Origin of the sequence: Actinomyces israelii, from assembly GCF_030253495.1 — a bacterium.
Classification (GTDB): Bacteria; Actinomycetota; Actinomycetes; order Actinomycetales; family Actinomycetaceae; genus Actinomyces; species Actinomyces israelii.
On sequence record NZ_CP124548.1, the window covers coordinates 2,390,748 to 2,411,532 of the forward strand.

19 protein-coding genes are annotated in these 20,785 nt (G+C 75.0%); 4 read left to right on the forward strand and 15 right to left on the reverse strand.

All coding sequences use genetic code 11. The annotated features are described in order from the left end of the window. Nucleotides 1–1,956, forward strand: a complete 1,956-nt coding sequence (locus tag AIF0345_RS09925; protein ID WP_404975922.1) for a GAF domain-containing sensor histidine kinase — start codon at nucleotides 1–3, stop codon at nucleotides 1,954–1,956. A gap of 40 nt (nucleotides 1,957–1,996) precedes the next feature. On the opposite strand, the gene AIF0345_RS09930 is transcribed toward AIF0345_RS09925, so the two are convergent. From AIF0345_RS09930 to coaD, 6 genes are all read right to left on the reverse strand, one after another. Continuing rightward, complete coding sequence (locus tag AIF0345_RS09930) at nucleotides 1,997–2,650, reverse strand: response regulator (RefSeq protein WP_043558371.1); 654 nt, start codon at nucleotides 2,648–2,650, stop codon at nucleotides 1,997–1,999. A 105-nt stretch (nucleotides 2,651–2,755) separates the two neighbouring features. Continuing rightward, nucleotides 2,756–3,784 carry a bifunctional DNA-formamidopyrimidine glycosylase/DNA-(apurinic or apyrimidinic site) lyase gene (mutM, locus tag AIF0345_RS09935; protein WP_285296070.1) on the reverse strand — a complete coding sequence of 343 codons (1,029 nt, stop codon included), beginning with the start codon at nucleotides 3,782–3,784 and terminating at the stop codon, nucleotides 2,756–2,758. Nucleotides 3,785–3,790: 6 nt separating this feature from the next. Continuing rightward, nucleotides 3,791–4,636: a ribonuclease III gene (gene rnc / locus AIF0345_RS09940; protein ID WP_052374451.1), complete on the reverse strand. Its 846-nt coding sequence runs from the start codon at nucleotides 4,634–4,636 to the stop codon at nucleotides 3,791–3,793. Then, entirely contained in the window at nucleotides 4,636–5,220 is a 585-nt protein-coding gene (locus AIF0345_RS09945) for a YceD family protein (protein WP_043558377.1), read from the reverse strand. The genes rnc and AIF0345_RS09945 overlap by 1 nt, the downstream gene beginning before the upstream one ends. A gap of 183 nt (nucleotides 5,221–5,403) precedes the next feature. After that, on the reverse strand, nucleotides 5,404–5,955 hold the full coding sequence (locus AIF0345_RS09950) for an ATP synthase subunit B family protein (RefSeq protein ID WP_043558380.1): 552 nt from the start codon (nucleotides 5,953–5,955) through the stop codon (nucleotides 5,404–5,406). Continuing rightward, a complete protein-coding gene (gene coaD / locus AIF0345_RS09955) occupies nucleotides 5,952–6,473 on the reverse strand; it encodes a pantetheine-phosphate adenylyltransferase (protein ID WP_285296071.1) in 522 nt (173 codons plus the stop codon). The genes AIF0345_RS09950 and coaD overlap by 4 nt, the downstream gene beginning before the upstream one ends. A 99-nt stretch (nucleotides 6,474–6,572) precedes the next feature. Here coaD and rsmD point away from each other — a divergent pair, with 99 nt between their 5' ends. Then, nucleotides 6,573–7,148 carry a 16S rRNA (guanine(966)-N(2))-methyltransferase RsmD gene (gene rsmD, locus AIF0345_RS09960; protein ID WP_084682275.1) on the forward strand — a complete coding sequence of 192 codons (576 nt, stop codon included), beginning with the start codon at nucleotides 6,573–6,575 and terminating at the stop codon, nucleotides 7,146–7,148. 10 nt (nucleotides 7,149–7,158) lie between these two features. Here the strand turns inward: rsmD and AIF0345_RS09965 are convergent, their stop codons facing one another. After that, nucleotides 7,159–9,477: an ATP-dependent DNA helicase RecG gene (locus AIF0345_RS09965; protein ID WP_285296072.1), complete on the reverse strand. Its 2,319-nt coding sequence runs from the start codon at nucleotides 9,475–9,477 to the stop codon at nucleotides 7,159–7,161. 8 nt (nucleotides 9,478–9,485) lie between these two features. After that, the gene (locus AIF0345_RS09970; RefSeq protein WP_285297925.1) at nucleotides 9,486–11,327 is read right to left on the reverse strand and encodes a DAK2 domain-containing protein; all 1,842 of its coding nucleotides are present in this window, start codon (nucleotides 11,325–11,327) and stop codon (nucleotides 9,486–9,488) included. Nucleotides 11,328–11,628: 301 nt separating this feature from the next. On the opposite strand from AIF0345_RS09970, the gene rpmB reads away from it, so the two are divergent. After that, nucleotides 11,629–11,820 (forward strand): 50S ribosomal protein L28, encoded by a 192-nt coding sequence (gene rpmB / locus AIF0345_RS09975; protein WP_043558383.1) that lies wholly within the window; start codon nucleotides 11,629–11,631, stop codon nucleotides 11,818–11,820. 49 nt (nucleotides 11,821–11,869) lie between these two features. Here the strand turns inward: rpmB and AIF0345_RS09980 are convergent, their stop codons facing one another. Together AIF0345_RS09980 and AIF0345_RS09985 are read right to left on the reverse strand one after the other, a co-directional pair. Beyond that, complete coding sequence (locus tag AIF0345_RS09980) at nucleotides 11,870–12,982, reverse strand: thiamine-phosphate kinase (RefSeq protein ID WP_043558387.1); 1,113 nt, start codon at nucleotides 12,980–12,982, stop codon at nucleotides 11,870–11,872. Continuing rightward, nucleotides 12,969–14,141, reverse strand: coding sequence for a D-alanine--D-alanine ligase family protein (locus AIF0345_RS09985; RefSeq protein WP_285296073.1), 1,173 nt, complete (start codon nucleotides 14,139–14,141; stop codon nucleotides 12,969–12,971). Before AIF0345_RS09985 ends, AIF0345_RS09980 begins: the two co-directional genes overlap by 14 nt. A 93-nt stretch (nucleotides 14,142–14,234) precedes the next feature. Between AIF0345_RS09985 and AIF0345_RS09990 the strand changes: the two genes are divergently transcribed. Continuing rightward, complete coding sequence (locus AIF0345_RS09990) at nucleotides 14,235–14,969, forward strand: AMIN-like domain-containing (lipo)protein (RefSeq protein WP_285296074.1); 735 nt, start codon at nucleotides 14,235–14,237, stop codon at nucleotides 14,967–14,969. 60 nt (nucleotides 14,970–15,029) lie between these two features. Here the strand turns inward: AIF0345_RS09990 and AIF0345_RS09995 are convergent, their stop codons facing one another. The 5 genes from AIF0345_RS09995 to leuC all read right to left on the reverse strand — a co-directional run bounded on the left by AIF0345_RS09995 (nucleotide 15,030) and on the right by leuC (nucleotide 20,668). Next, the gene (locus AIF0345_RS09995) at nucleotides 15,030–16,088 is read right to left on the reverse strand and encodes an NAD(P)H-dependent glycerol-3-phosphate dehydrogenase (protein WP_268918508.1); all 1,059 of its coding nucleotides are present in this window, start codon (nucleotides 16,086–16,088) and stop codon (nucleotides 15,030–15,032) included. Further along, nucleotides 16,085–16,930 carry a lysophospholipid acyltransferase family protein gene (locus AIF0345_RS10000; RefSeq protein ID WP_285297926.1) on the reverse strand — a complete coding sequence of 282 codons (846 nt, stop codon included), beginning with the start codon at nucleotides 16,928–16,930 and terminating at the stop codon, nucleotides 16,085–16,087. The genes AIF0345_RS09995 and AIF0345_RS10000 overlap by 4 nt, the downstream gene beginning before the upstream one ends. A 103-nt stretch (nucleotides 16,931–17,033) precedes the next feature. After that, on the reverse strand, nucleotides 17,034–18,356 hold the full coding sequence (gene murA / locus AIF0345_RS10005; protein ID WP_285296075.1) for a UDP-N-acetylglucosamine 1-carboxyvinyltransferase: 1,323 nt from the start codon (nucleotides 18,354–18,356) through the stop codon (nucleotides 17,034–17,036). A gap of 151 nt (nucleotides 18,357–18,507) precedes the next feature. Further along, the gene (leuD, locus tag AIF0345_RS10010) at nucleotides 18,508–19,191 is read right to left on the reverse strand and encodes a 3-isopropylmalate dehydratase small subunit (RefSeq protein WP_268918509.1); all 684 of its coding nucleotides are present in this window, start codon (nucleotides 19,189–19,191) and stop codon (nucleotides 18,508–18,510) included. A gap of 31 nt (nucleotides 19,192–19,222) precedes the next feature. Beyond that, on the reverse strand, nucleotides 19,223–20,668 hold the full coding sequence (leuC, locus tag AIF0345_RS10015) for a 3-isopropylmalate dehydratase large subunit (RefSeq protein ID WP_285296076.1): 1,446 nt from the start codon (nucleotides 20,666–20,668) through the stop codon (nucleotides 19,223–19,225). Nucleotides 20,669–20,785 lie beyond the last annotated feature (117 nt).

The window sequence follows — 20,785 nt, forward strand, 5'->3', positions numbered from 1 at the left end:
ATGAGCGAACCGACTACGCCCGGACCGGCCGTCTTCCCCGGCATGCCGGACGACGACCTGGTCCTGGCGCTGCCCAGCGGCCCGAGCCCGGAGGACCCCGCCGGCATCGGCTCCCTGGCCCACGCGATCCACACCGATCGGCTGGCCTCCACGCGCGGACGCCCGGCCCGCGGGGTCGCGCTGGACGACGGCGCCGTCGAGCTCTTCCGCGCGGCCCTGCGGCTGACCGGATCCCTCAACATGCCCGACGCGCTGCGGCGCCTGGTGGACTCCGCCTGCTCGATCACGGGCGCGGCCTGGGGCACCATCGGCGTGCTCGGCGCCGCGGACGCCCCGGCCCTGGCCACGGCGCGGGCGACGGCCTCGCCCGGCGAGCTCGACTCGATGCTGGCGGGCGCCCACGGAGCCGGACCCGCCGACAACGGCGTCGTCATCGACAACGACCTGGCGCACGCCTCCGCCTTCACCGGCGAGATCGAGGGGGAGACGACGGGCTCGGTCCTGTCGGCGCCCCTGCGGGTGCACGGGCGGGTCTACGGACGCCTGTACCTGTGCGACAAGGACGGCGGATTCGACGACGGGGACGCCGCCATCGTCCTCACGCTGGCCGAGGCCGCCGCCGTCGCGGTGGAGAACGCCCGCCTGTACCGCGAGGCCCGGGACCGCGAGCGCTGGATGGCCGTGTCCCAGGAGCTGACGACGCTGCTGCTGTCGGGCGCCGAGGAGGACGACGCCCTGACTCTGATCGCCCGCCGTGTCCGCGAGGTCGCGCACGCGGACACGGCCGCCCTGGTCCTTCCCGGCGTCGGTCGGACGTGGGTGTGCGAGATCGCCGCCGGCGCTCACTCCACCGACCTGATCGGGGCGGCCTTCCCGCCGGGCGGCAGGGCGCTGACGACGCTGGCCCACCGGACCGGGCTGACGGTGGGCTCGCTGGCCGAGGCGTGGGGTGCGCACGACCTGCTCGTGCCCGAGCTGGCGTCCTTCGGGCCGGCCCTGTACGCCCCCATGATCCACCGCGGCCGCGGGGTGGGGGTCATGCTGCTGCTGCGCGCCCAGGGTGCGGCCCCCTTCACCGAGCGGGACCTGGAGATCGCCGAGCTGGTGGCGGGCCAGGCGACCGTGGCCTTCGAGCTGGCCGACGCCCAGCACGCCGAGGAGATGGCGGCCCTGCTCAACGAGCGGGCGCGCATTGGACGCGATCTGCACGACCTGGCCATCCAGCAGCTCTTCGCCACCGGGATGCAGATCTCCGCGGCCCGCGACCGCCTGCGCGCCAAGGACTCCGACGGCCCCGGCGGCTGCGCCGACCTGGAGGCGGTGTGCGGGGCGCTGGAGTCCTCGCTGGAGGCGGTCGACGACTCGGTGCGTCAGATCCGCTCCATCGTGCGCTCGCTGCGCGACCGCGACGAGGAGGCGGGCGTCGTCGAGCGGCTGCGGCGCGAGGCGTCCCTGGCGCGCACCTCGCTGGGCTTCGCCCCCTCCTTGATCCTCACCGTCGACGGGCGCGGGCTGGCGCAGGCGGGCCGCGAGGAGGCGGACGAGCTCATCGACGCCGTGGACGCGGCCGTCGAGGAGGACGTCGCCGACGACATGGTGGCGGTGGTGCGCGAGGGCCTGTCGAACGTGGCCCGGCACGCCAGGGCGTCCTCGGTGACGGTGGACGTCAAGATCGAGGGCGTCCTGCCCGGCGGCTCCAGCCTGCTGGCCGGGGGCGGGCCGGCCTCCGGGGACGCCGAGCCCTTCAGCGGCGTGCCGGTGGTCGAGGTGGTGTGCCGCGACGACGGCGTGGGGGTGGACCCCTCGGTGACGCGCCGCTCGGGCACGGCGAACATGGCCGAGCGCGCCCGCCGCCACGGCGGCGTCTTCGCCATCGGGCCGCGGGCCCGCTCCGACGGCGAGCGCCGCGGCACCTGCTTCACCTGGCGGGTGCCGCTGGAGCCGGGGGCCGGCTGAGCCGGTCACCCGGCGGCGGGCCCGCGGCGCCGGAGCGCGGTCAGCCGCGGCGCCAGCCCGAGGCTCGCTGGCCGGCGACCCAGGCGGCCACCTGGGTGCGGCGCTGCAGGCCCATCTTGGCCAGCAGGGAGGTGATGTGGTTCTTCACGGTCTTCTCCGCCACGCCGAGCCTCTCGCCGATCTCGCGGTTGGACAGGCCGTCGCCGATGAGGTCGAGGACCTTGCGCTCGGCGTTGGTCAGGTCCGCCGTCGGGTCGTCGTGGTCGGCGCGGCGGCGCGTGACCGTGCGCTCGTCGAGCAGCACGCGCCCCGAGGCCACGGCCCGCACGACGTCGCTGATCTCGGCGCCGTGGACGGTCTTGAGCAGGTAGGCGCGGGCTCCCGCGTCGAGGGCCTCGGCCAGGGCCTCGTCGTCGTCGAAGGAGGTCAGGACGATGGGCAGGGCGTCGGGGACGGAGTCGCGCAGCTCGCGCATGAGCTCGATGCCGGTGCCGTCGGGAAGCTGCAGGTCGACCAGCACGACGTCGGGGCGCATGAGCTCGGCCCGGCGCAGGGCCTCGGCGCAGGACCCCGCCTCGGCCACGACGTCCAGGCCGTCGGCACGGTCTATGATCTCGGCGATCCCACGACGGACGATCTCGTGATCGTCCACGATCATGACGCGGACGGTCTCGGCGGCAACGGCTCTCGGCATGGGAACGAGCCTATCAGCGCCGGGGACCTACGTCACAAACACGGCCTCGTCCTGGGAAAATCCGCCGGGCCCATGGGCCGCCGGGCCGCGGCGGCCTCAGCGGCCTCAGCGGCGTCGGCGCCGCGGGCGCGTCTGGCACCTCGGGCAGGACGTGTGGCTGCGCCCGCCGACGCTCTCCACGCGCATGGCCGCCCCGCACCGCCTGCAGGGCAGCCCGGCGCGCCCGTAGGCCGCGAGCTCGCGGGCGAAGAAGCCGGCGGCGCCGTCGGCGTCGACGTACAGGGCGTCGAAGCTCGTGCCCCCGGCGGCCAGCGCCCGCTCCATGACGGCCGCGGTCCGCTCCAGCAGGCGCGCGGCCACGCGCGGGCCCAACCGGCTGCCGGGCCGCAGGCCGTGGAGGCGGGCGGCCCACAGGCCCTCGTCGGCGTAGATGTTGCCGATGCCCGACACGACCCGCTGGTCCAGCAGAATGGTCTTGACGGCGCGGCCCGAGGAGCGCACCCGGGCCACGACACCGCTCCGGTCGAGCGCGGGGTCGAGCAGGTCGCGGGCGATGTGGGCGGCGTCGGCGGGCAGGAGGGCGTCCGGGCTGCCCGCCCCGCCCGGCGCCCCGTCGGGCGTCGGCACCAGATCGGTCACGCGCAGGCCGCCGAACATGCGCTGGTCGACCAGGTCGACGGCGGCGCCGCCGGGGACGTCACCGTCGACGGGCGCCAGGCGCAGGCGCACGCGCAGGTGGCGCGGCCGGGCGGACAGCCCGCGCACGAGGCTCGGGGCGCGCAGCGCCGTCAGGTCGGCGCGCCGGCCGCCGCGGGTGTCCGCTGCGCCCGGGCGGCGGGCGGGACCGGTGCCGGGAGGCCGCCCCGCGGCGGTGCCGCGCACGAGGACCTGGCCGCTCATGCCGAGGTGGGCGGACAGCGCGCGGCCGTCGTCCAGCGCCAGCCACAGGAACTTGCCCCGGCGCACGGCCGCGGTCACCGTCCTCCCGGTGAGCAGGCTCGCGAAGGCCTCGGGGCCGCCGTCCTGCCGGCGCACGGAGCGCGCGTCGAGGACCTCGACGTCGCCGATCGTGCGGCCGGTCAGGTGGCGGGCGAGCCCGGCGCGCACGGACTCGACCTCCGGAAGCTCGGGCACACCCGCTCAGTCCCCGCCGGCCGTCTCGGCCCGTGTCGTCGCCGGGAGAGCCATCTCCGCCATGTCGGCGCGCAGGGCGTCGTTGACGCCGGGCAGGTCCAGCCCGCCGTCGCCGCGGCTGGCCAGGATCGAGGCGTAGGCGGCCTCCGCGGCCTCGTGCTCGGCGAGCTTCTTGGAGGTGCCGGTGCCCTCGCCCAGCACCTCGCCGTCGATAATGGCCTGCGCGGTGAAGACGCGCTCGTGGTCGGGCCCCACGCCCTCGACCTCGTAGTGCGGATTGCCCAGGCCGTGGGCCGCGGCCAGCTCCTGGAGGCTGGTCTTCCAGTCCAGGCCCGCGCCGCGCGTGCGGGCCTGGCGGAGGAAGCGGGACACGAGGCGCTCGATCACGGCGCGGGTGGGCTCCAGGCCCTGAGTGAGGTAGCTGGCGCCGATGAGCGCCTCGACCGTGTCGGCCAGGATCGAGTCCTTGTCGCGGCCGCCGGACAGGGCCTCCCCCTTGCCCAGCTTGATGAACTCCCCCAGGCCCAGGTCCCGGGCCACGGCCGCCAGCGCGGGCTCCGAGACCGTCGCGGCGCGCATCTTGGCGAGCTGGCCCTCGGGGACGTCCGGGTGGGCGCGGTAGAGGTACTCGGTCACCACGATGCCCAGCACGGAGTCGCCCAGGAACTCCAGGCGCTCGTTGGTGGGCAGCCCGCCGTGCTCGTGGGCGAAGGAGCGGTGGGTCAGCGACAGGTCGAGCAGGTCCGGATCGATCCTCGAGCCCCACCGGTAGACGAGGGCCTCGACATCAGCGCGAGCCGGGGAGGCGACGCGGCGGGAGCTCCTGCCGCCCCTGCGGGATGAACGGGCCATCAGGCCCGCCCCCTCTCGCTCGTGCCGGGCTCGCCCTGATCGGGCAGGAGCGCCGCCAGCGCCGACCAGCGCGGATCGGGCTGGTCGTGGTGATGGTGGTCGGGGGGCAGGTCGTCGAGCCTCTCCCCGCACTGGGGACACAGGCCCGCGCAGTCCTGCCGGCACAGAGGCTGGAAGGGCAGGGCGAGCGCGAGGGCGTCGCGCAGCGCCGGCTCCAGGTCGAGGTCGGTCTCGCCGACCAGGAACAGGTCGGCGGCCTCCTCGTCGCCCTCGGCCGCCTGGGCCTGGGCGGCCGGGGGCAGGTAGTAGAGCTCGTCGAAGACGATGGCGCGGTCCTCGTCGAGGTCCCGCAGGCAGCGCACGCACCTGCCGTGGATGTGGACGCCGGCGCGACCGCGGGCGAGCACGCCGTCCTCCATGCTGGTCAGCTGCGCGTCCAGGACGATGGGGCTGCCCTCGGGCACGCCGATGATGTCGGTGCCCAGGTCCGCGGGCGCGGCCGTCTCGACACGGACGTCCTTGACGGACCCGATCTGGCGCGGCAGATCGACGATGTCGACGACCAGGGCGGCCGTGGTGGTCATGGTGCTCCTCCGGTTGTCCGGTACGTGGACGGGTCGGGGCGACTCCCGGGCCCGCAGGGGCTCAGAGTACTCGGGCGCCGGCGGCACGATCCTGCGTCGTCCCGCGGCCGCGGGTCACACTTTGAATCGTGATCTTCCGGCGCGACGGCGCCGCACGCCTTCTGCACGGCTCGGGCCGGCCCCTCACAGGCCGCCGGGGATCAGCGGCCAGCCGGGCCGACGGCGACCGCCCGGCGCCTCCTCCTGCTCGGCGTCGTCGAGCTCGCCGAGCCGGGCGGCCAGGACGTCGCGTCCTGCGCGCACCTGCTCGGTGATCTTGACGAGCTCGTCCTCCAGGGCCGCCAGCGAGCGGTCCGAGTAGACATCGGCGCCGTGGCGCAGGTCGGCGGCCCGGTCCTCGGCGACGGCGATGATCTCGTCGGCGCGCTCGTGGGCCATGCGCACCACGCTCTCGCCCGCAACCAGGCGCTCGGCCTCCTCCTGGGCGCGCAGCACGATCCGCTCGGACTCCTCCTGCCCCTGGGCCAGGACCTCGTCCGCGTCAGCGACGATCTCCTCGGCGCGGCGCACGGCGGTGGGGACGGCGTGGCGGGCGCGCTCGATCAGCGTGAGGGCGTCCTCGCGGTTGACAATGGCGGAGCCGCTCATGGGGACGGAGCGCGCACCGGTGATGAGCTGATCGAGCTCGTCGAGAATGCGCAGCAGGTCGTCTCCGGCGTCGGGGCTAGTGGTCACGAGTGGCTCCTTCCGGTCAGGCATTTCAGGGACTGCGGCACCAGCAGGGCGTCCCGAAGCGCTTCCGGGACGCCGTCGGGCACCAGGCGGGAGACATCGCCGCCATGACGCGCCACGTCCTTGACCAGAGACGACGAGACGTGGGCGTACGCGGGGGCGGCGGCGAGGAAAACGGTCTCGGGCGCGCCGAGATCGCGGTTGAGCAGGGCCATGGGCGCCTCGGCGTCCAGGTCGGTGCCATTGCGCAGCCCCTTGACGATGGCGTCGGCCCCGCGGTCGCGGCAGTAGTCGGCCAGGAGCCCGGGCACGACGTCGACCTCCGCCCCGGGCAGGCCCGCAAGGGCCCGCCGGGCCAGCGCCACGCGGGTGTCGGGACCGAGCAGGTGGCCGGAGGCCTTGGCGGCGTTCTGGGCGACTCCCAGGACGATCCGGTCGAACACGGTCAGGGCGCGGCGTACGACATCGACGTGCCCCAGGGTGATGGGGTCGAAGGTTCCGGGATAGACGGCCAGTGACATGCCCCGAGGCTAACGGCACGCCCGGCTCAGCGGTGGACGCGCGCCGCGGGCGACGGCACCGATCCACGTACTGCCGCCGCCCTGCCGTAGGCTCCGGACGTGACCAGGATCGTGGCCGGGACGGCCGGCGGACGCAGGATCGAGGTGCCCGGCGCGGGCACCCGCCCGACCTCCGAGCGGGTGCGGGAGGCCCTGTTCTCCCGCCTGGAGCACTACGGGCTCGTCGAGGGCGCCAGCGTGCTGGACCTGTGCGCGGGCTCGGGGGCGCTGGGGCTGGAGGCGGCGAGCCGGGGCGCCGGGGAGGTGACCCTGGTGGACTCCTCGCGGAGCGCCACGACGGTCTGCCGGCGCAATGCCCGCTCCCTGGGGCTGGCGGGCGTGCGCGTGGCGACGGCCACGGCGGCGGCCTTTCTGGCGGGTGCGGCCGGGGCGCCGATGGATCTGGTGCTCGTCGACCCGCCCTACGGGCTGGGCCGGGAGGGGCTGGCGGCCATGCTCGCCCCCCTGGCCCGCGGTGGCGATCCGTGGCTGGCGCCCGGCGCCGTCGTGGTGGTGGAGCGCTCGACCCGCTCTCCCGAGCCCGCCTGGCCCACCGGCCTGGAGCGCTTCGCGCACAGGCGCTACGGGGAGACCGCCCTGTGGTTCGCCGAGCCCGCTGCCGCCCGGGGCGGCTGAGGCGCATTCATCAGGACCGCTCCAGGAAGGCCTGGGACTCCTCGTCCAGGCGGTCGGCGATGGCGGCCGCCAGGACGCGGTGCCTGCTCAGCCGGGGATCGGCGTCGACGATCGCCTCGGCCTCGCCGCGGGCATCCTCGATCACCTTCCTGTCCCGCGTCACCCGCAGCAGGTCGAGGTCGGAGCGCCGCCCGGACTGGGCCGCCCCCAGCACGTTGCCCTCGCTGCGCAGCGCCAGGTCTGCCTCGGCCAGGGCGAAGCCGTCGGTGATGTCGCCGAAGGCCTTGAGCCGGTGGTAGGCGGCCGAGCCGATCTCGACCCCGGTGGTCGCCACGCACACCGACGGCCGGCCCCCACGGCCCACGCGCCCGCGCAGCTGGTGGAGCTGGGAGAGCCCGAAGCGGTCGGCGTCGAGGATGACCATCATGGTCGCCTCGGGCACGTCCACCCCGACCTCGATGACGGTGGTGGCCACGAGCACCGGGGCCGCGCCGCTCGCGAAGGCCCCCATGGCGGCGCCCTTCTCGGCGCTGGTCATCCGCCCGGTCAGCGTGCCGATGCCGATCCCCGCGAGCGCGGGCTCGTCGGCCAGGCGCTGCGCCCACTGGGCGACCGCGGCCGGCGGGCGCGCCGACGCCCCACGGCCCGGCTCCCGGGAGCCGGGGCCCTCCAGAAGACCGTCGTCGAAGCCCTCGGGGCGGTCCGGGTCGTCGTGCGCCTGCTCGGCCGCCCCGGCCTGCTCGTCGGCGTCGATGCGCGGGCAGACGACGTAGACCCGCCCCCCGGCGGCGACCTCGCGGGCCGCCCGCCTCCAGATCCTCTCTACCCACAGCCGCCGCTCCCAGGGCACCAGGTGGGTGGCCACGGGGCGCCGGCCGGCCGGGAGCCCGTCGAGGACCGCCGTGTCGAGGTCGCCGAAGATTGTCATGGCGATCGTGCGCGGAATGGGGGTGGCTGTCATGACCAGCAGGTGCGGGGTGCGCTCGGCCCCTGTGGCGGGGTCGGTCACGCCGCGGCGCCCGCGCAGGGCGTCGCGCTGGGCGACCCCGAAGCGGTGCTGCTCGTCGACCACCACCAGCCCCAGGAAGGGGATCTGGACGGTCTCGGACAGCAGGGCGTGCGTGCCCACGACGATGGCGGGCTCGCCGGAGGCCAGGGCGGCGAGGATCTCGCGGCGCCGCGGGGCCGGGGTGGATCCGGTCAGCAGCAGGACGCGGGTGGCGCGCTGCGCGCCGCCGAGCTCGCCCGCCCGTCCCAGAGGCCCCAGGAGCGCCTCGAGACTGGTCTGGTGCTGGGCCGCCAGGACCTCGGTGGGGGCCAGCAGGGCGGCCTGCCCGCCGGCGCCGACGACCTGGGTCATGGCGCGCAGGGCGACGACGGTCTTGCCGCTGCCCACGTCGCCCTGCAGGAGGACCTGCATGGGCACGGTCGACTCCAGGGCGCGGGCGAGGTCCTCCCCCACGCGCGCCTGCCCGGCGGTGAGCTCGTAAGGCAGGGTGGCGTCCAGGTCGGCGCGCAGGGAGTCGGGTCCGGGGGCCGGCCAGGCCACGGCGGTGCGCGTGGCCCGGTGGCGGGCGCGCCGCTGGGCCAGGGCGGTCTGGAGGACGAGCGCCTCCTCGTGGCGCAGCCGCCGTCGCGCGACCCGCCACTGCTCGTCGTCCTGGGGCTCGTGGACCCACCGGTAGGCGGTGAAGGCGTCGATGAGGCGGTGGGCCCGGCGCACATCCGCGGGCAGCGGGTCGGGGACGTCGGCGGCGCCGACCTGGTCCAGGACCGTGCTCACGGCCTTGGCCACCTGCCAGGTCGGCAGGGCCTCGGTCGCCGGGTAGATGGGCAGGGGGCGGGCCAGGATCGCCTCGCGCTCGGCCTCGCTGAGGTCGTCGAGGACCTGGTAGCGCGGATTCGCCAGCTGCAGGCGCCCCCGGCGGCGCCCCACCCTGCCCGTCATCAGCGCCGTGGTGCCCGGCGAGAGCTGGTTCGCGCGCTGCTTCATCAGGCCGATGGTGCCGAACATGACGACGGGCATGGCGGTGGTCCCGTCGGTGACGGTGGCCTCCATCATGGCGGGGGGGCGGGCGCTGCGGGTGCGGCGGACCGAGGAGCGCACGACCTGGACCTGGACGGTCGCCTGCTCGCCGTCGGTCAGGGTGCGCAGATCGGTCAGCTCGCCCCAGGTGTCGTAGCGGCGCGGCAGGAGCCGCAGCAGGTCCCCGGCCGTCCGGGCCCCCTGCTTGGCGAGCTGGTCCGCGGTCCGCCTGCCCACCAGCCCGTCCAGGGGGCGGTCCAGCAGGGGCACCGCCGCGCGGGCGGGCGTGGGTGAGGTGGTCATGCGCGCCCCTACTCCAGGGCCAGCAGGACGTCGGGGCGCGCCTGGCCGCCGGCGTGGATGACGACCTCGATGGCGTCGGGGTCCCCCAGGGCCCGCTCGCCGTAGCGGGCGACGGCCTCGGCCGCCAGGGCGCCGGCGTCGGGCATGGCGTCGCGGCCGAGGATCACGGTGGCCAGCTCGTCGTCGGGACGCAGCGCGGCGTTCAGGGCGGCTGTGACCGCATCGGCCTCGGCGTCCGGGCCGCTGAGCGCCAGGGTGCGCAGCTCGACGGCGGCGCGGCCGGCCCTCATGGCCAGGGCGGTGAGGTCCTCGTCACGCCCGGCGACGGCGACGGCCGCCGCCAGGACGCGGGCCTCGTCATCCGTGTCGCACACGAGGAGGCGAACGCCGTCGCCGGGCTCCAAGGCGTCCTCGACGGCGCCGCGCACATGGGAGGCGGCCGATCGGGCCGCCAGGAAGCGCGCCGCCTCGTGGGCGTGGGCGGCGCACTCGGCGTCGCAGGGCAGCACAACCGCCCGGTCCCGGCCGAGGTCGACGGCCGCGCGGACGATTCCGTCGCGCTCGGGGTCCAGGACGACGACGGCGCCGGTGCGGGCGAGCTGCTCAATGAGCCCCGGGGCGCGGGTGCAGGTGATGACGCCCGTGCGCTCGCCGGCCGGCGTGGGGGAGCCGAGCCGCGAAGGGTGCTGGCGCATGGAGCGGTCGCGCTGGGCGGCCCGGTTCCGCGCCCGACGGGCCGCCAGGCGCTCGAAGGACACGACGTGGGAGTCCTCGATCTGGCCGCCGGGCAGGGGAGGCTCATCGGCCTCCCAGCCGGTGGCCACCGCCAGGGCCGTGGGGTGGAGGTGGTGGACGCACACCTGACGCGCCCGGCCGGCGCGCGGCAGCGCCGCACGGGGGGTGTCGGTGTGGACGTGGACCTGGTACAGGCCCACACCCAGGGCGTCGGGGGTGCCGACGACGCCCACGGAGTCCCCGACGCGTTCGAGGTCGCGGCGCAGGGCGCACGCCTGGGCGGTGGTCGCCTCGAACAGGTACATGACCTCGAACTCTCCGGTCGAGGCCGCCTGCACGGCGCCGCCCGGACCGGCGACCCCGTGCGCGGCGCCGGTGAGGAGGTCGACGAGCATCTGGTGGGCGACCTCGGTGCAGGGCGTCGGGACATCCCCCGTCCCGTCGCCCACCGTGGCCCGTCCCCCGGCCGCGACCGTGTCCGACAGGCAGGTGAGCATGAGCATGAGGGCCGCGCCCCCGGCATCGACGGGGCCGTGACCGAGCCCGGCGGTCTCCACGACGCTCTCCTGGGCGCCGAAGGCGGCGGCCGCGCAGATCGCCAGGACGCTCGCGGGCGAGGCGGGGCGGGACTCCTCCAGGGCGGCACGCGCGGCCGCGGCGGCGTCCTGGGCAACCGTCAGCAGGGTGCCCGTCACCGGGCGCGACACGGCGGCCCAGGTGGTGTCAGCGATGCGCTCGTAGACGCGGACGACCTCGACCGGCCGCAGGGCCGCGGGGTCGGGTGCCTCAGCGCAGACGTCGGCGAGCGCGGCCAGGGCCTGGGAGATCAGGAGACCGGAGTTCCCGCGCGCGCCGCGCACCGCGCCGTCGGCCGCCGCCCGGGAGACCTGGACGAGATCGGCGCCGGCCGGCAGGAGGCGCATGGCGTCGCAGGCGGCGCGCACGGTGAGCAGGACGTTGGTGCCGGTGTCGGAGTCCGGGACCGGGAAGACGTTGAAGGAGTCGACGAGCCCGCGCGTGACCTCCCCCGTTCTGCGGGCCAGGTGCAGCCAGTCCCGCAGTGCGGGGGCGGTCAGAGCGTGCGCGGGGAGCGGCTTGGGCGACTGGCTGCTCATCTGCCGTGTCACGCCGCGCTCTCCTTGGCTGCTGGTGGGCGATCCGACCGCCCGACCGGGCGGCACGCTGACCCTGTTATGCTCCCAGGCTACCGGTCCGCGCCACTGCGCGCGTCCTGGGAGCGCGCCGGATGCACCGCGAGAGGGCGGGGCGTGTGCCTCACCCCACGCACTGCCCGCTTGGGACGCGCGCCCGCCGTCCGATAAGGTTTCCTGGTTGCCCGAGCGCGAGCTCTCGGGCGGTCGATCCAGCACCGGGCCCTCGCCCGGCGTTCAAGCAAGAAGATTCAGGAGTGAGACCGTGGCTGCTGTGTGCGACGTCTGCGGCAAGGGGCCCATCTTCGGCAAGAGCGTCTCGCACTCCCACGTGCGGACCAACCGCCGGTGGAACCCGAACATCCAGCGCGTGCGCGCGCTCGTGAAGGGCGCCCCCAAGCGCCTCAACGTGTGCACCTCCTGCCTCAAGGCCGGCAGGGTGACGCGCAACATCTGAGGCCGCCGAGATCGGCCGTGCTCCGGCTCGGGATCGGTCCGGGACCGGGTCAGTCGGCGGCGCCGTCGACCGCGCCCCGGCCGCGGAAGTGGTCCCACCCGGCCCCGACGTCGGGCGCCCTGCCGTCGAGCGTGACGCGCGGGCCGTCTCCCGGCTCGAGCACCCGCCCGATGACGCGGCCGCCCGCCGGGAGCCCGGCCCCGGCCGGGACGGCGGCCAGCAGGCCGTGGTCCTCTCCCCCGGTCAGCACCCACCGGCGCGCCAGCGCGCGGGCGCCGGCGGGCGAGTCCTCCAGCAGGCGCGCCACGGGCTCCAGGGCGGCCAGATCCTCACCGGCGCCGTCACGGGCGCCCGCAGGGTCCCCGACGTCGATCCGCACCCGGGAGGCCGCGGCCACGCGCCCGGCGTCGCGCAGCAGGCCGTCGGAGACGTCCATCATCGCGGTCGCGCCGGCACCGGCCAGGGCGGGGCCGGCCGCCAGCGGCGGGGCGGGGACGCGGAAGACGGACAGCGCCCGGCGCGCCGCAGCGCGCGTCCCCTCCGCGAGGCCGCTCCAGGGCGGGGCGCCCGAGCGCGTGCCGGCCCGGTCGGGGTCGTCAATGCCGGCGGAGAGCAGGGCGAGCCCGGCGGCGCTGCGGCCGAGCGTCCCGACGTGGACGAGCAGGTCGCCCGGGCGGGCGCCCGAGCGCAGGACGGGCGCGCGGCCCCCCAGGTCGCCGTGGACGGTGACGGCGACCACGAGGCTCTCCCCCGCGCTCAGGTCGCCGCCGACGATGCCGGCCCCGGCCCGCTCGCAGACCCGCGCCATTCCGCGCGCCAGGTCCTGGACCCAGGCCAGCGGCGTCGCCGGCGGCAGGACGAGGCCGACGACCAGCGCAACCGGGCGGGCCCCCATCGCCGCGACGTCGGCGAGGTTCTGGGCCGCGGCGCGCGCCCCGATCTCCTGCGGGCCCGACCAGCCGGTGGAGAAGTGACGGCCCTCGACCAGCAGGTCCGTGCTCACGCAGTAGCGGGCGTCCGGGGCCGCCAGGACGGCGCAGTCGTCGCCGGCGCCGACCAGCTCGCGTCGCCCGCGCGGCAGCAGGGGCGTGAGGGCGGCCAGGAGCCCGTCCTCCGTCAGGTCCGCGACGGCGAGCGGGGCGGCGCCCTCAGCGGTTGACATCGGCCGGCCGCTCCAGGGCCAGCTCAATGAGCTCGCCGACGAGCGCCGGGTAGTCCATGCCGGAGACCCTCCACATGTAGGGGTACATGGAGAAGGGGGTGAAGCCGGGCATGGTGTTGACCTCGTTGACGATGGCGCGCCCGTCGTCGGTGACGAAGAAGTCGACCCGGGTCAGGCCCTCAGCCCCGATGGCCAGGAAGGCCCCGGCGGCGGCGGTCATGACCAGCTCGCGCTCGGCGGGGGTCAGGCGGGCGGGGCAGACCATCTGGACGGCGTCGTGGGCCAGGTACTTGGTCTGGTAGTCGTAGAACTCGCCTGCCCCGTGGGCGGCGTCCATGACGATCTCGCCGGGCTCGGCCACGCGCGGGGCGTCGTCGCCGCGGCCGCCCAGGACCGCGACCTCGATCTCGCGCCCGACGATCCCGGTCTCCACGAGCACCTTGGGATCCACCTCGCGGGCGGCCTCGATGGCGGCGGGCAGGTCCGCCCGCCGCTCGACCCTGGTGATGCCCAGCGAGGACCCGGCCCGCGCCGGCTTGACGAACAGCGGGTAGTCCAGCGCCTCGCAGGCCCGCAGGACGGCGACGCGGTCCCGGTTCCACCGGTGGGGCTCGACGACCACGTGCGGGGCGGTGGCGATCCCGGCGGCGCTCAGCAGCACCTTGGTCACCTGCTTGTCCATGCCCGCGGCGCTGGCCAGCACGCCGCATCCCGCGTAGCGGACGCCCAGCATCTCCAGCATCCCCTGGATGGTGCCGTCCTCCCCGTAGGGGCCGTGCAGCAGGGGCAGGACGACGTCGACGCCGCCCAGGGCGCTCGGCCCGGCGGGCGTCAGGGCGGTCAGCGCCCCGCTCCCGGGCCGTACGGCGAGCTCGCCGCGCCCCAGCCCCTCGGCGGTGATCTCCACCGGCGGGCGGGAGTCGTCCAGGGCCAGGGCGGCGGGGTCGTCGTCGACGAGCACCCACTGGCCGCTCGGCGTGATGCCGATGGGCAGGACCTCGTAGCGGTCGCGGTCGATGGCCGACAGCACCCCGGCGGCGGTGGCGCACGAGATGGTGTGCTCGCCGCTGCGCCCTCCGAAGACGACGGCGACACGCGGCTTGCGGCCAGTGGGGCGGGATGCGGGGGAGGAAGCGGGCTCCTGCAAGTCATCTGCCATGGGTCCCACGCTACCGCGCCCGACCTCATATCCTGGAAACGCACTCGGATCTCGGCACCCGGACCTTCGCACCGCCCGACATCAGGAGACACCATGAAACACCGCTCACCCGCACTGCTCGCCACCGTGCTCCTCGGCGGGGCCCTGACGCTGAGCGCCTGCAGCAGGGGGGCTCCGACCTCGGACCCGACGGATGAGGGGGGTGCCCCCGCGGGCGACGCCTCAGCGTCCGCCGCTCCCGCTGCGGACAGCACCGACGCCGGCCGGCCCTCCCCCTCCCAGACCGCCGGCCCCGGGCCCCTGAGCGAGGAGGAGCAGGACGCCTCCGGCGCCCCGGCCTGGGGCACCGGCAGCGACGGACAGGAGGCGTCCGAGGGCAGCACGCTCACCGTCGCCGAGGTGCGCGTGGGGTCCCACGACGACTACAGCCGCATCGTCCTGGAGCTCGACGGTGAGGGGACGCCGGGCTGGAAGGCCCCGCAGTGGGACACCGACGTCAGCACCATGGGCAAGGGCGACCCGGTCACCCTCGAGGGGGACCACACGCTCGTCGTCCACGGCACCGGCCTGGCCGCGGTGCCGCCCTCGGGGCAGCGGACCACTAGCCAGCAGCGCCTCGACCTGGACAAGGGGGACAACGACGAGGGCATTGAGGAGGCCTTCGTCGACCCGGGCTTCGAGGGCGAGTTCCAGGTCGCCCTGGGCACCGACTCCCAGACCTACCGGGTCTTCACCCTGTCCAACCCCACGCGTCTGGTCATCGACGTGGCCGATGACGACCAGGGCCACGACGACCAGGGGGACGACAGCCATGACGACGACGGCTGATCGGTCCTCCCGGCCGCGGGCGCTCACCGCGCGCAGCGGGACACGGCGGTCCTCACGGGGCTAACCCGCGTGGCCCGGCCCGCCCGCGTCGGCAGCGGGGGCGGCGTAGACGCCCTCGGCCTTGCGGGGCCGCGCCAGCAGCGCGTCATTGACCTCGGTGACGGTGGCCCTGCCCTCGACGACGGCGACCACGCCCGCGGTGATCGGCATCTCGACGCCGTGGGAGGCCGCCAGGTCGAGGACGGCGCGGGCCGACTTCGCGCCCTCGGCCACGCCGCGCGAGGCCCGTCCCGCCTGGGCCACGCTCATGCCCTCGCCCAGGCGCCGGCCGAAGGTCTGGTTGCGCGACAGGGGGCTGGAGCAGGTCGCCACCAGGTCCCCCATGCCCGCCAGCCCCGAGAAGGTCTCCGGCCTGGCCCCCAGGGCCAGGCCCAGGCGGGTGATCTCCACCAGGCCGCGGGTGATGATGGTCGCCTTGGAGTTGTCGCCGAAGCCGCACCCGGCCGCGGCCCCGACGGCCAGGGCGATGACGTTCTTGACCGCGCCGCACAGCTCGACGCCGAGCACGTCGGTGTTCGTGTACGGCCTGAAGGTGCTGGTGGCGCACAGCGCGGCCACGCGTGAGGCGACGTGCTCGTCGGCGGCGGCGACCACGGTGGCGGTGGGCTGGCGCGCCGCGATCTCGTCGGCGAGGTTGGGCCCCGAGATGACCGCGACCCGCTCGGCGGGCAGGTCGAGGGCCTCGGCGAGCACCTGGCTCATGCGCAGCCCCGTGCCGACCTCGACCCCCTTCATCAGCGAGACCGTCACGGCGCCGTCCTCCAGCCCGCCGTGCAGCGGGGACAGCACGTCGCGGGCGCTCTGGGAGGGCACGGCGGCGACGACGAGCCCCGCCCCCCGGACGGCCCGGACCAGGTCGCTCGTGGCCGACACCCCCTCGGGCAGGCGCCGGCCCGGGACGTAGCGCTCATTGGTGCCCGCGTTGATCTCGGCGGCGACCTCCTCGCGGCGCGCCCACACCGTCGTGGGAGTGCCCGCCTCGGCGAGCAGGCAGGCGAAGGTGGTGCCCCAGGCGCCCGCGCCGACGACGGCCGCCCTGCGCACGGCTGCGTCGCTCACGGCTGCGCCTCCGTGCCGGTCTGGGCGCCGGTGCCGCCGGGAGCCTCGGAGCCGGCCCCGCCCGGCCCGGTCCCGCCGTCGTCGCCGGACTCGGCCTGCGCGCCGGGCGCCGGGTCGGGCCTGCGCACCCCGTGGCGCTTCCTGCCGGGATCGCCGTCGTAGTGCACGTCGTAGGGGCGCGGGGCCTTCTCCCCGCGCAGCTCCTCGACCAGGACGGTGATGCGGCGCATGATCTTCGCCGTCGCGGCGCGCACCGCCGCGCGGTCCTCGGTGTCCGAGCCGAAGGACTCCAGGGTGAAGGTCTCGCCGATGAGGACCCGCACGTCCTTGCGCGGGAAGGGGTGGAAGCCGCCGCCGAAGGAGTCCAGGATGTCCTGCGCCCCCCACTGCCCCATGGGCAGCACGGGCGCGCCGGTGCGCATGGCCAGGCGCGCCGCCCCGGTCTTGCCGGTCATGGGCCACAGGAGCGGGTCGCGCGAGAGCGTGCCCTCGGGGAAGATCATAATGACGTCCCCGGCGAGCAGCCGCCTCTCCGCCTCGATGAGGGAGCTGCCGGCCTCCTTCGTGCCCCGGTAGACGGGGATCTGGCCGCCGGCCTTGAAGACGTGCCCGATGATCGGCGCCTCGAAGATCGTGGACTTGGCCAGCGAGTACACGGGCACGTCCTCATCGACCAGGCACCGCATGGCCGTCAGGGAGTCCAGGTCAGACAGGTGGTTGCACACCGCGACGAAGCCCCCCTCGCGGGGGATGTTCTCCGTACCGCTGACGTGCTGGCGGGAGACCAGCCTGAGGAACGGGATGATCGCCCCCCGGGAGGCGAACCGGTAGAAGGGGGTCATGCGTCGGGTCGTGGGCACGATGCGACTCTAGCCGGTGCCCGCGCCTCGGCGCACGACTGCGGACGGGCGCATGGAGCCAGACGCGTCTCAGACCTGTGGCGCCTCAGGCCAGGCGGGTGACGTCGGCGTCGAGGGCGGAGAGCTTGCTCATGAAGTGCTCGTAGCCGCGATCGATGAGATTGATGCCCTCGACCCGGCTGGTGCCCTCGGCCGCCAGGGCGGCGATGAGGTGGGAGAAGCCGCCGCGCAGGTCGGGCACGACGATGTCGGCGCCGTGCAGCGGGGAGGGGCCCGAGACGACGGCCGAGTGGTTGAAGTTGCGCTGGCCGAAGCGGCACGCGGTACCGCCCAGGCACTCGCGGTAGACCTGGATGGTGGCGCCCATCTTGCGCAGGGCGCCGGTGAAGCCGAAGCGGTTCTCGTAGACGGTCTCGTGGACGATGGACAGGCCCTGCGCCTGGGTGAGGGCCACCACCAGGGGCTGCTGCCAGTCGGTCATGAAGCCGGGGTGGACGTTGGTCTCCACCACGATGCTTCTCAGGTCCCCGCCGGAGTGGTAGAAGCGGATGCCGTCGTCGCGCACGTCGAAGGCGCCGCCGACCTTGCGGAAGGTGTTGAGGAAGGTCGTCATGTCGCTCTGGCGGGCGCCGCGCACGAAGATGTCCCCGCGGGTGGCCAGGGCGGCCGACGCCCAGGAGGCCGCCTCGATGCGGTCCGGCAGGGCGGCGTGGTTGTACCCGGAGAGCTCGCCCGTGCCCTCGACGTGGATGGTGCGGTCGGTGTCGACCGAGATGATGGCGCCCATCTTCTGCAGGACGTCGACCAGGTCGAGGATCTCGGGCTCGACGGCGGCGCCGCGCAGCTCGGTCAGCCCCTCGGCGCGCACCGCGGTCAGCAGCGTCTGCTCGGTCGCGCCGACGGAGGGGTAGGGCAGGTCGATGACGGTGCCACGCAGGCCGTCGGGGGCGGTGATGCGGATGCCGCCCTCGAGCTTGTCGACGACCGCCCCGTACTGGCGCAGGATCTCCAGGTGGAAGTCGATCGGCCGGTCCCCGATGCGGCAGCCGCCCAGGTCGGGGATGAAGGCCTCCCCCAGCCGGTGCAGGAGCGGGCCGCAGAACAGGATGGGGATGCGCGAGCTGCCGGCGTGGGCGTCGATGTCGGCCATGTGGGCGGTCCCGACGCGTGAGGAGTCCAGCCGCAGGACGCCCTCGGTCTGGTCGTAGTCGATGGACACGCCGTGAAGGGACAGCAGCCCCGAGACGACGTCGACGTCGCGGATGAGCGGGACGTTGCGCAGGACGGACGGCGTCGCGCCCAGCAGGGCGGCGACCATCGCCTTGGGCACGAGGTTCTTCGCCCCGCGCACCGTGATCTCGCCGTTGAGCGGGCGTCCGCCCCGGACCTGGAGCAATCCGTCGACCATCAAGTACCTCCGAAATGATGAAGTGGTCGCGGGCACCGCGTATTCCTACGAGCGCGCCCGGTGAGCGCAGAGCCGTTTCAGCATAGGCGAGACGGGAGGCGCCGCGGACGCCTATGAGCGCGCCATCGGCGAACAGCCCGTGGCATGCGCCTCAGCCCTCGGCGCGCGCGCCCGGCAGCCCGACGACGGCGGGCATGTCGGCGGCGCGCGCGGGCACGACCTCCTCCTCGGGCAGGTGGCGGGCCGGCAGCGTGGCCGGCTTGAAGGCCGGGCGCGCCCGCTCGTAGGCGACGATCTCGTCCTCGTGCTGGAGGGTCAGCGAGATGTCGTCCAGGCCCTCCATGAGGGTCCAGCGCACGTAGTCGTCGATCTGGAAGGTGGTGCGGAAGCCGCCGGCGACGACGGTGCGCTCACGAAGGTCCACCGTGATCTCGGTGCCGGGCTCGGTCTCCAGGATCTTCCACAGCTGCTCGGCGTCGTCCTGGCTGATGACGCCGGCGACCAGGCCCTGCTTACCCGCGTTGCCCCGGAAGATGTCCGCGAAGCGCGGGGCCAGCACCACCTTGAAGCCGTAGTCCTTCAGCGCCCACACGGCGTGCTCGCGCGAGGACCCGGTGCCGAAGTCGGAGCCGGCCACCAGGATGCTGGCGCGCCTGTAGGCCTCCTGGTTGAGGATGAAGTCGGCCTCGTTCGCCCTCCACGCCGCGAAGAGCGCGTCCTCGAAGCCGGTGCGGGTGATGCGCTTGAGGTAGACGGCGGGGATGATCTGGTCGGTGTCCACGGCGCTGCGGCGCAGGGGGGCGCCGATGCCGGTGTGCCGGATGAACTTCTCCATCGTGGGTCTCCTTAAGTCCGGCTGGTCCGGCTCAGGCCGCGGTGGACGCGGGCAGCCCCACCGGGGTGGAGCGGGGCGGAAGGTCAGCGGGGGTCGACAGCGTGCCGCGCACGGCGGTGGCGGCCGCGACGACGGGCGAGACCAGGTGGGTGCGTCCGCCCTTGCCCTGACGGCCCTCGAAGTTGCGGTTCGATGTGGAGGCCGAGCGCTCGCCGGGGGCGAGCTGGTCGGGGTTCATGCCCAGGCACATGGAGCAGCCGGCGTTGCGCCACTCGGCGCTGAAGTCCTTGAAGACCCGGTCCAGGCCCTCGGCCTCCGCCTGGATGCGGATGCGGGCGGAGGCGGGGACGACGAGCATGCGCACGCCCGGCGCTTTGGTCCGCCCGCGCACGACCTCGGCGGCGGCGCGCAGGTCCTCGATGCGCCCGTTGGTGCAGCTGCCGAGGAAGACGGTATCGACCCTGATGTCGCGCAGCGGCATGCCCGGAGTCAGGCTCATGTACTCCAGGGCGCGCCGGGCGGCGCGGCGCCGGGTCTCGTCCGCGATGGACTCGGGGTCGGGGACGGTCGCCGAGATGGGCAGGCCCTGGCCGGGGTTGGTGCCCCACGTGACGAAGGGCTCGATGTCGGCGGCCGCCAGGACGACCTCGGTGTCGAAGACGGCGTCGTCGTCGGTGCGCAGGCCTCCCCAGTACTCCACGGCAGCGTCCCAGTCCTCGCCGACGGGGGCGTGGGGACGGCCGGCGAGATAGTCGAAGGTGGTCTGGTCGGGTGCGATCATGCCGGCCCGGGCGCCGGCCTCGATGCTCATGTTGCAGACCGTCATGCGGGCCTCCATCGAGAGCTGCTCGATGGCGCGGCCGCGGTACTCGATGACGTGGCCCTGGGCGCCGTTGGTGCCGATCCTGGCGATTATGGCCAGAATGATGTCCTTGGCGCCGCTGCCGGCCGGCAGGTCGCCGTCGACGGTCACGCTCATGGTCTTGAATGGGGCGATGGGCAGGGTCTGGGTTGCCAGGACGTGCTCGACCTGGCTGGTGCCGATCCCGAAGGCCAGCGCCCCGAAGGCGCCGTGGGTGGATGTGTGGGAGTCCCCGCACACCACCGTCATGCCCGGCTGGGTCAGGCCCAGCTGGGGGCCGACGGCGTGGACGATGCCCTGGTCGGCGTCGCCCAGGGGGTGCAGGCGCACGCCGAACTCGGCGCAGTTGGCGCGCAGCGTCTCGATCTGGGTGCGGGAGGTGGCGTCGGCGATCGGCAGGTCGATGTCGAGCGTGGGGGTGTTGTGGTCCTCGGTGGCCAGGGTCAGGTCGGGGCGGCGCACCTGCCGCCCGGCCAGGCGCAGCCCCTCGAATGCCTGGGGGCTGGTGACCTCGTGAATGAGGTGGAGGTCGATGTAGAGCAGGTCGGGGGCTCCGTCCACGCCCTGCGAGACGACGTGGTCGCGCCAGACCTTCTGGGCGAGGGTCATTCCCATCGCTGCACATCCTTTCCGTGAAGAAGAGGTTCCCTCGGGGCTGTCAGGGGCGCCGCCCGCGGCGGCGCCGGGCGCCGTCGGCGTGAGGATTCTGACACGGCGCCACTTCTATGCGGC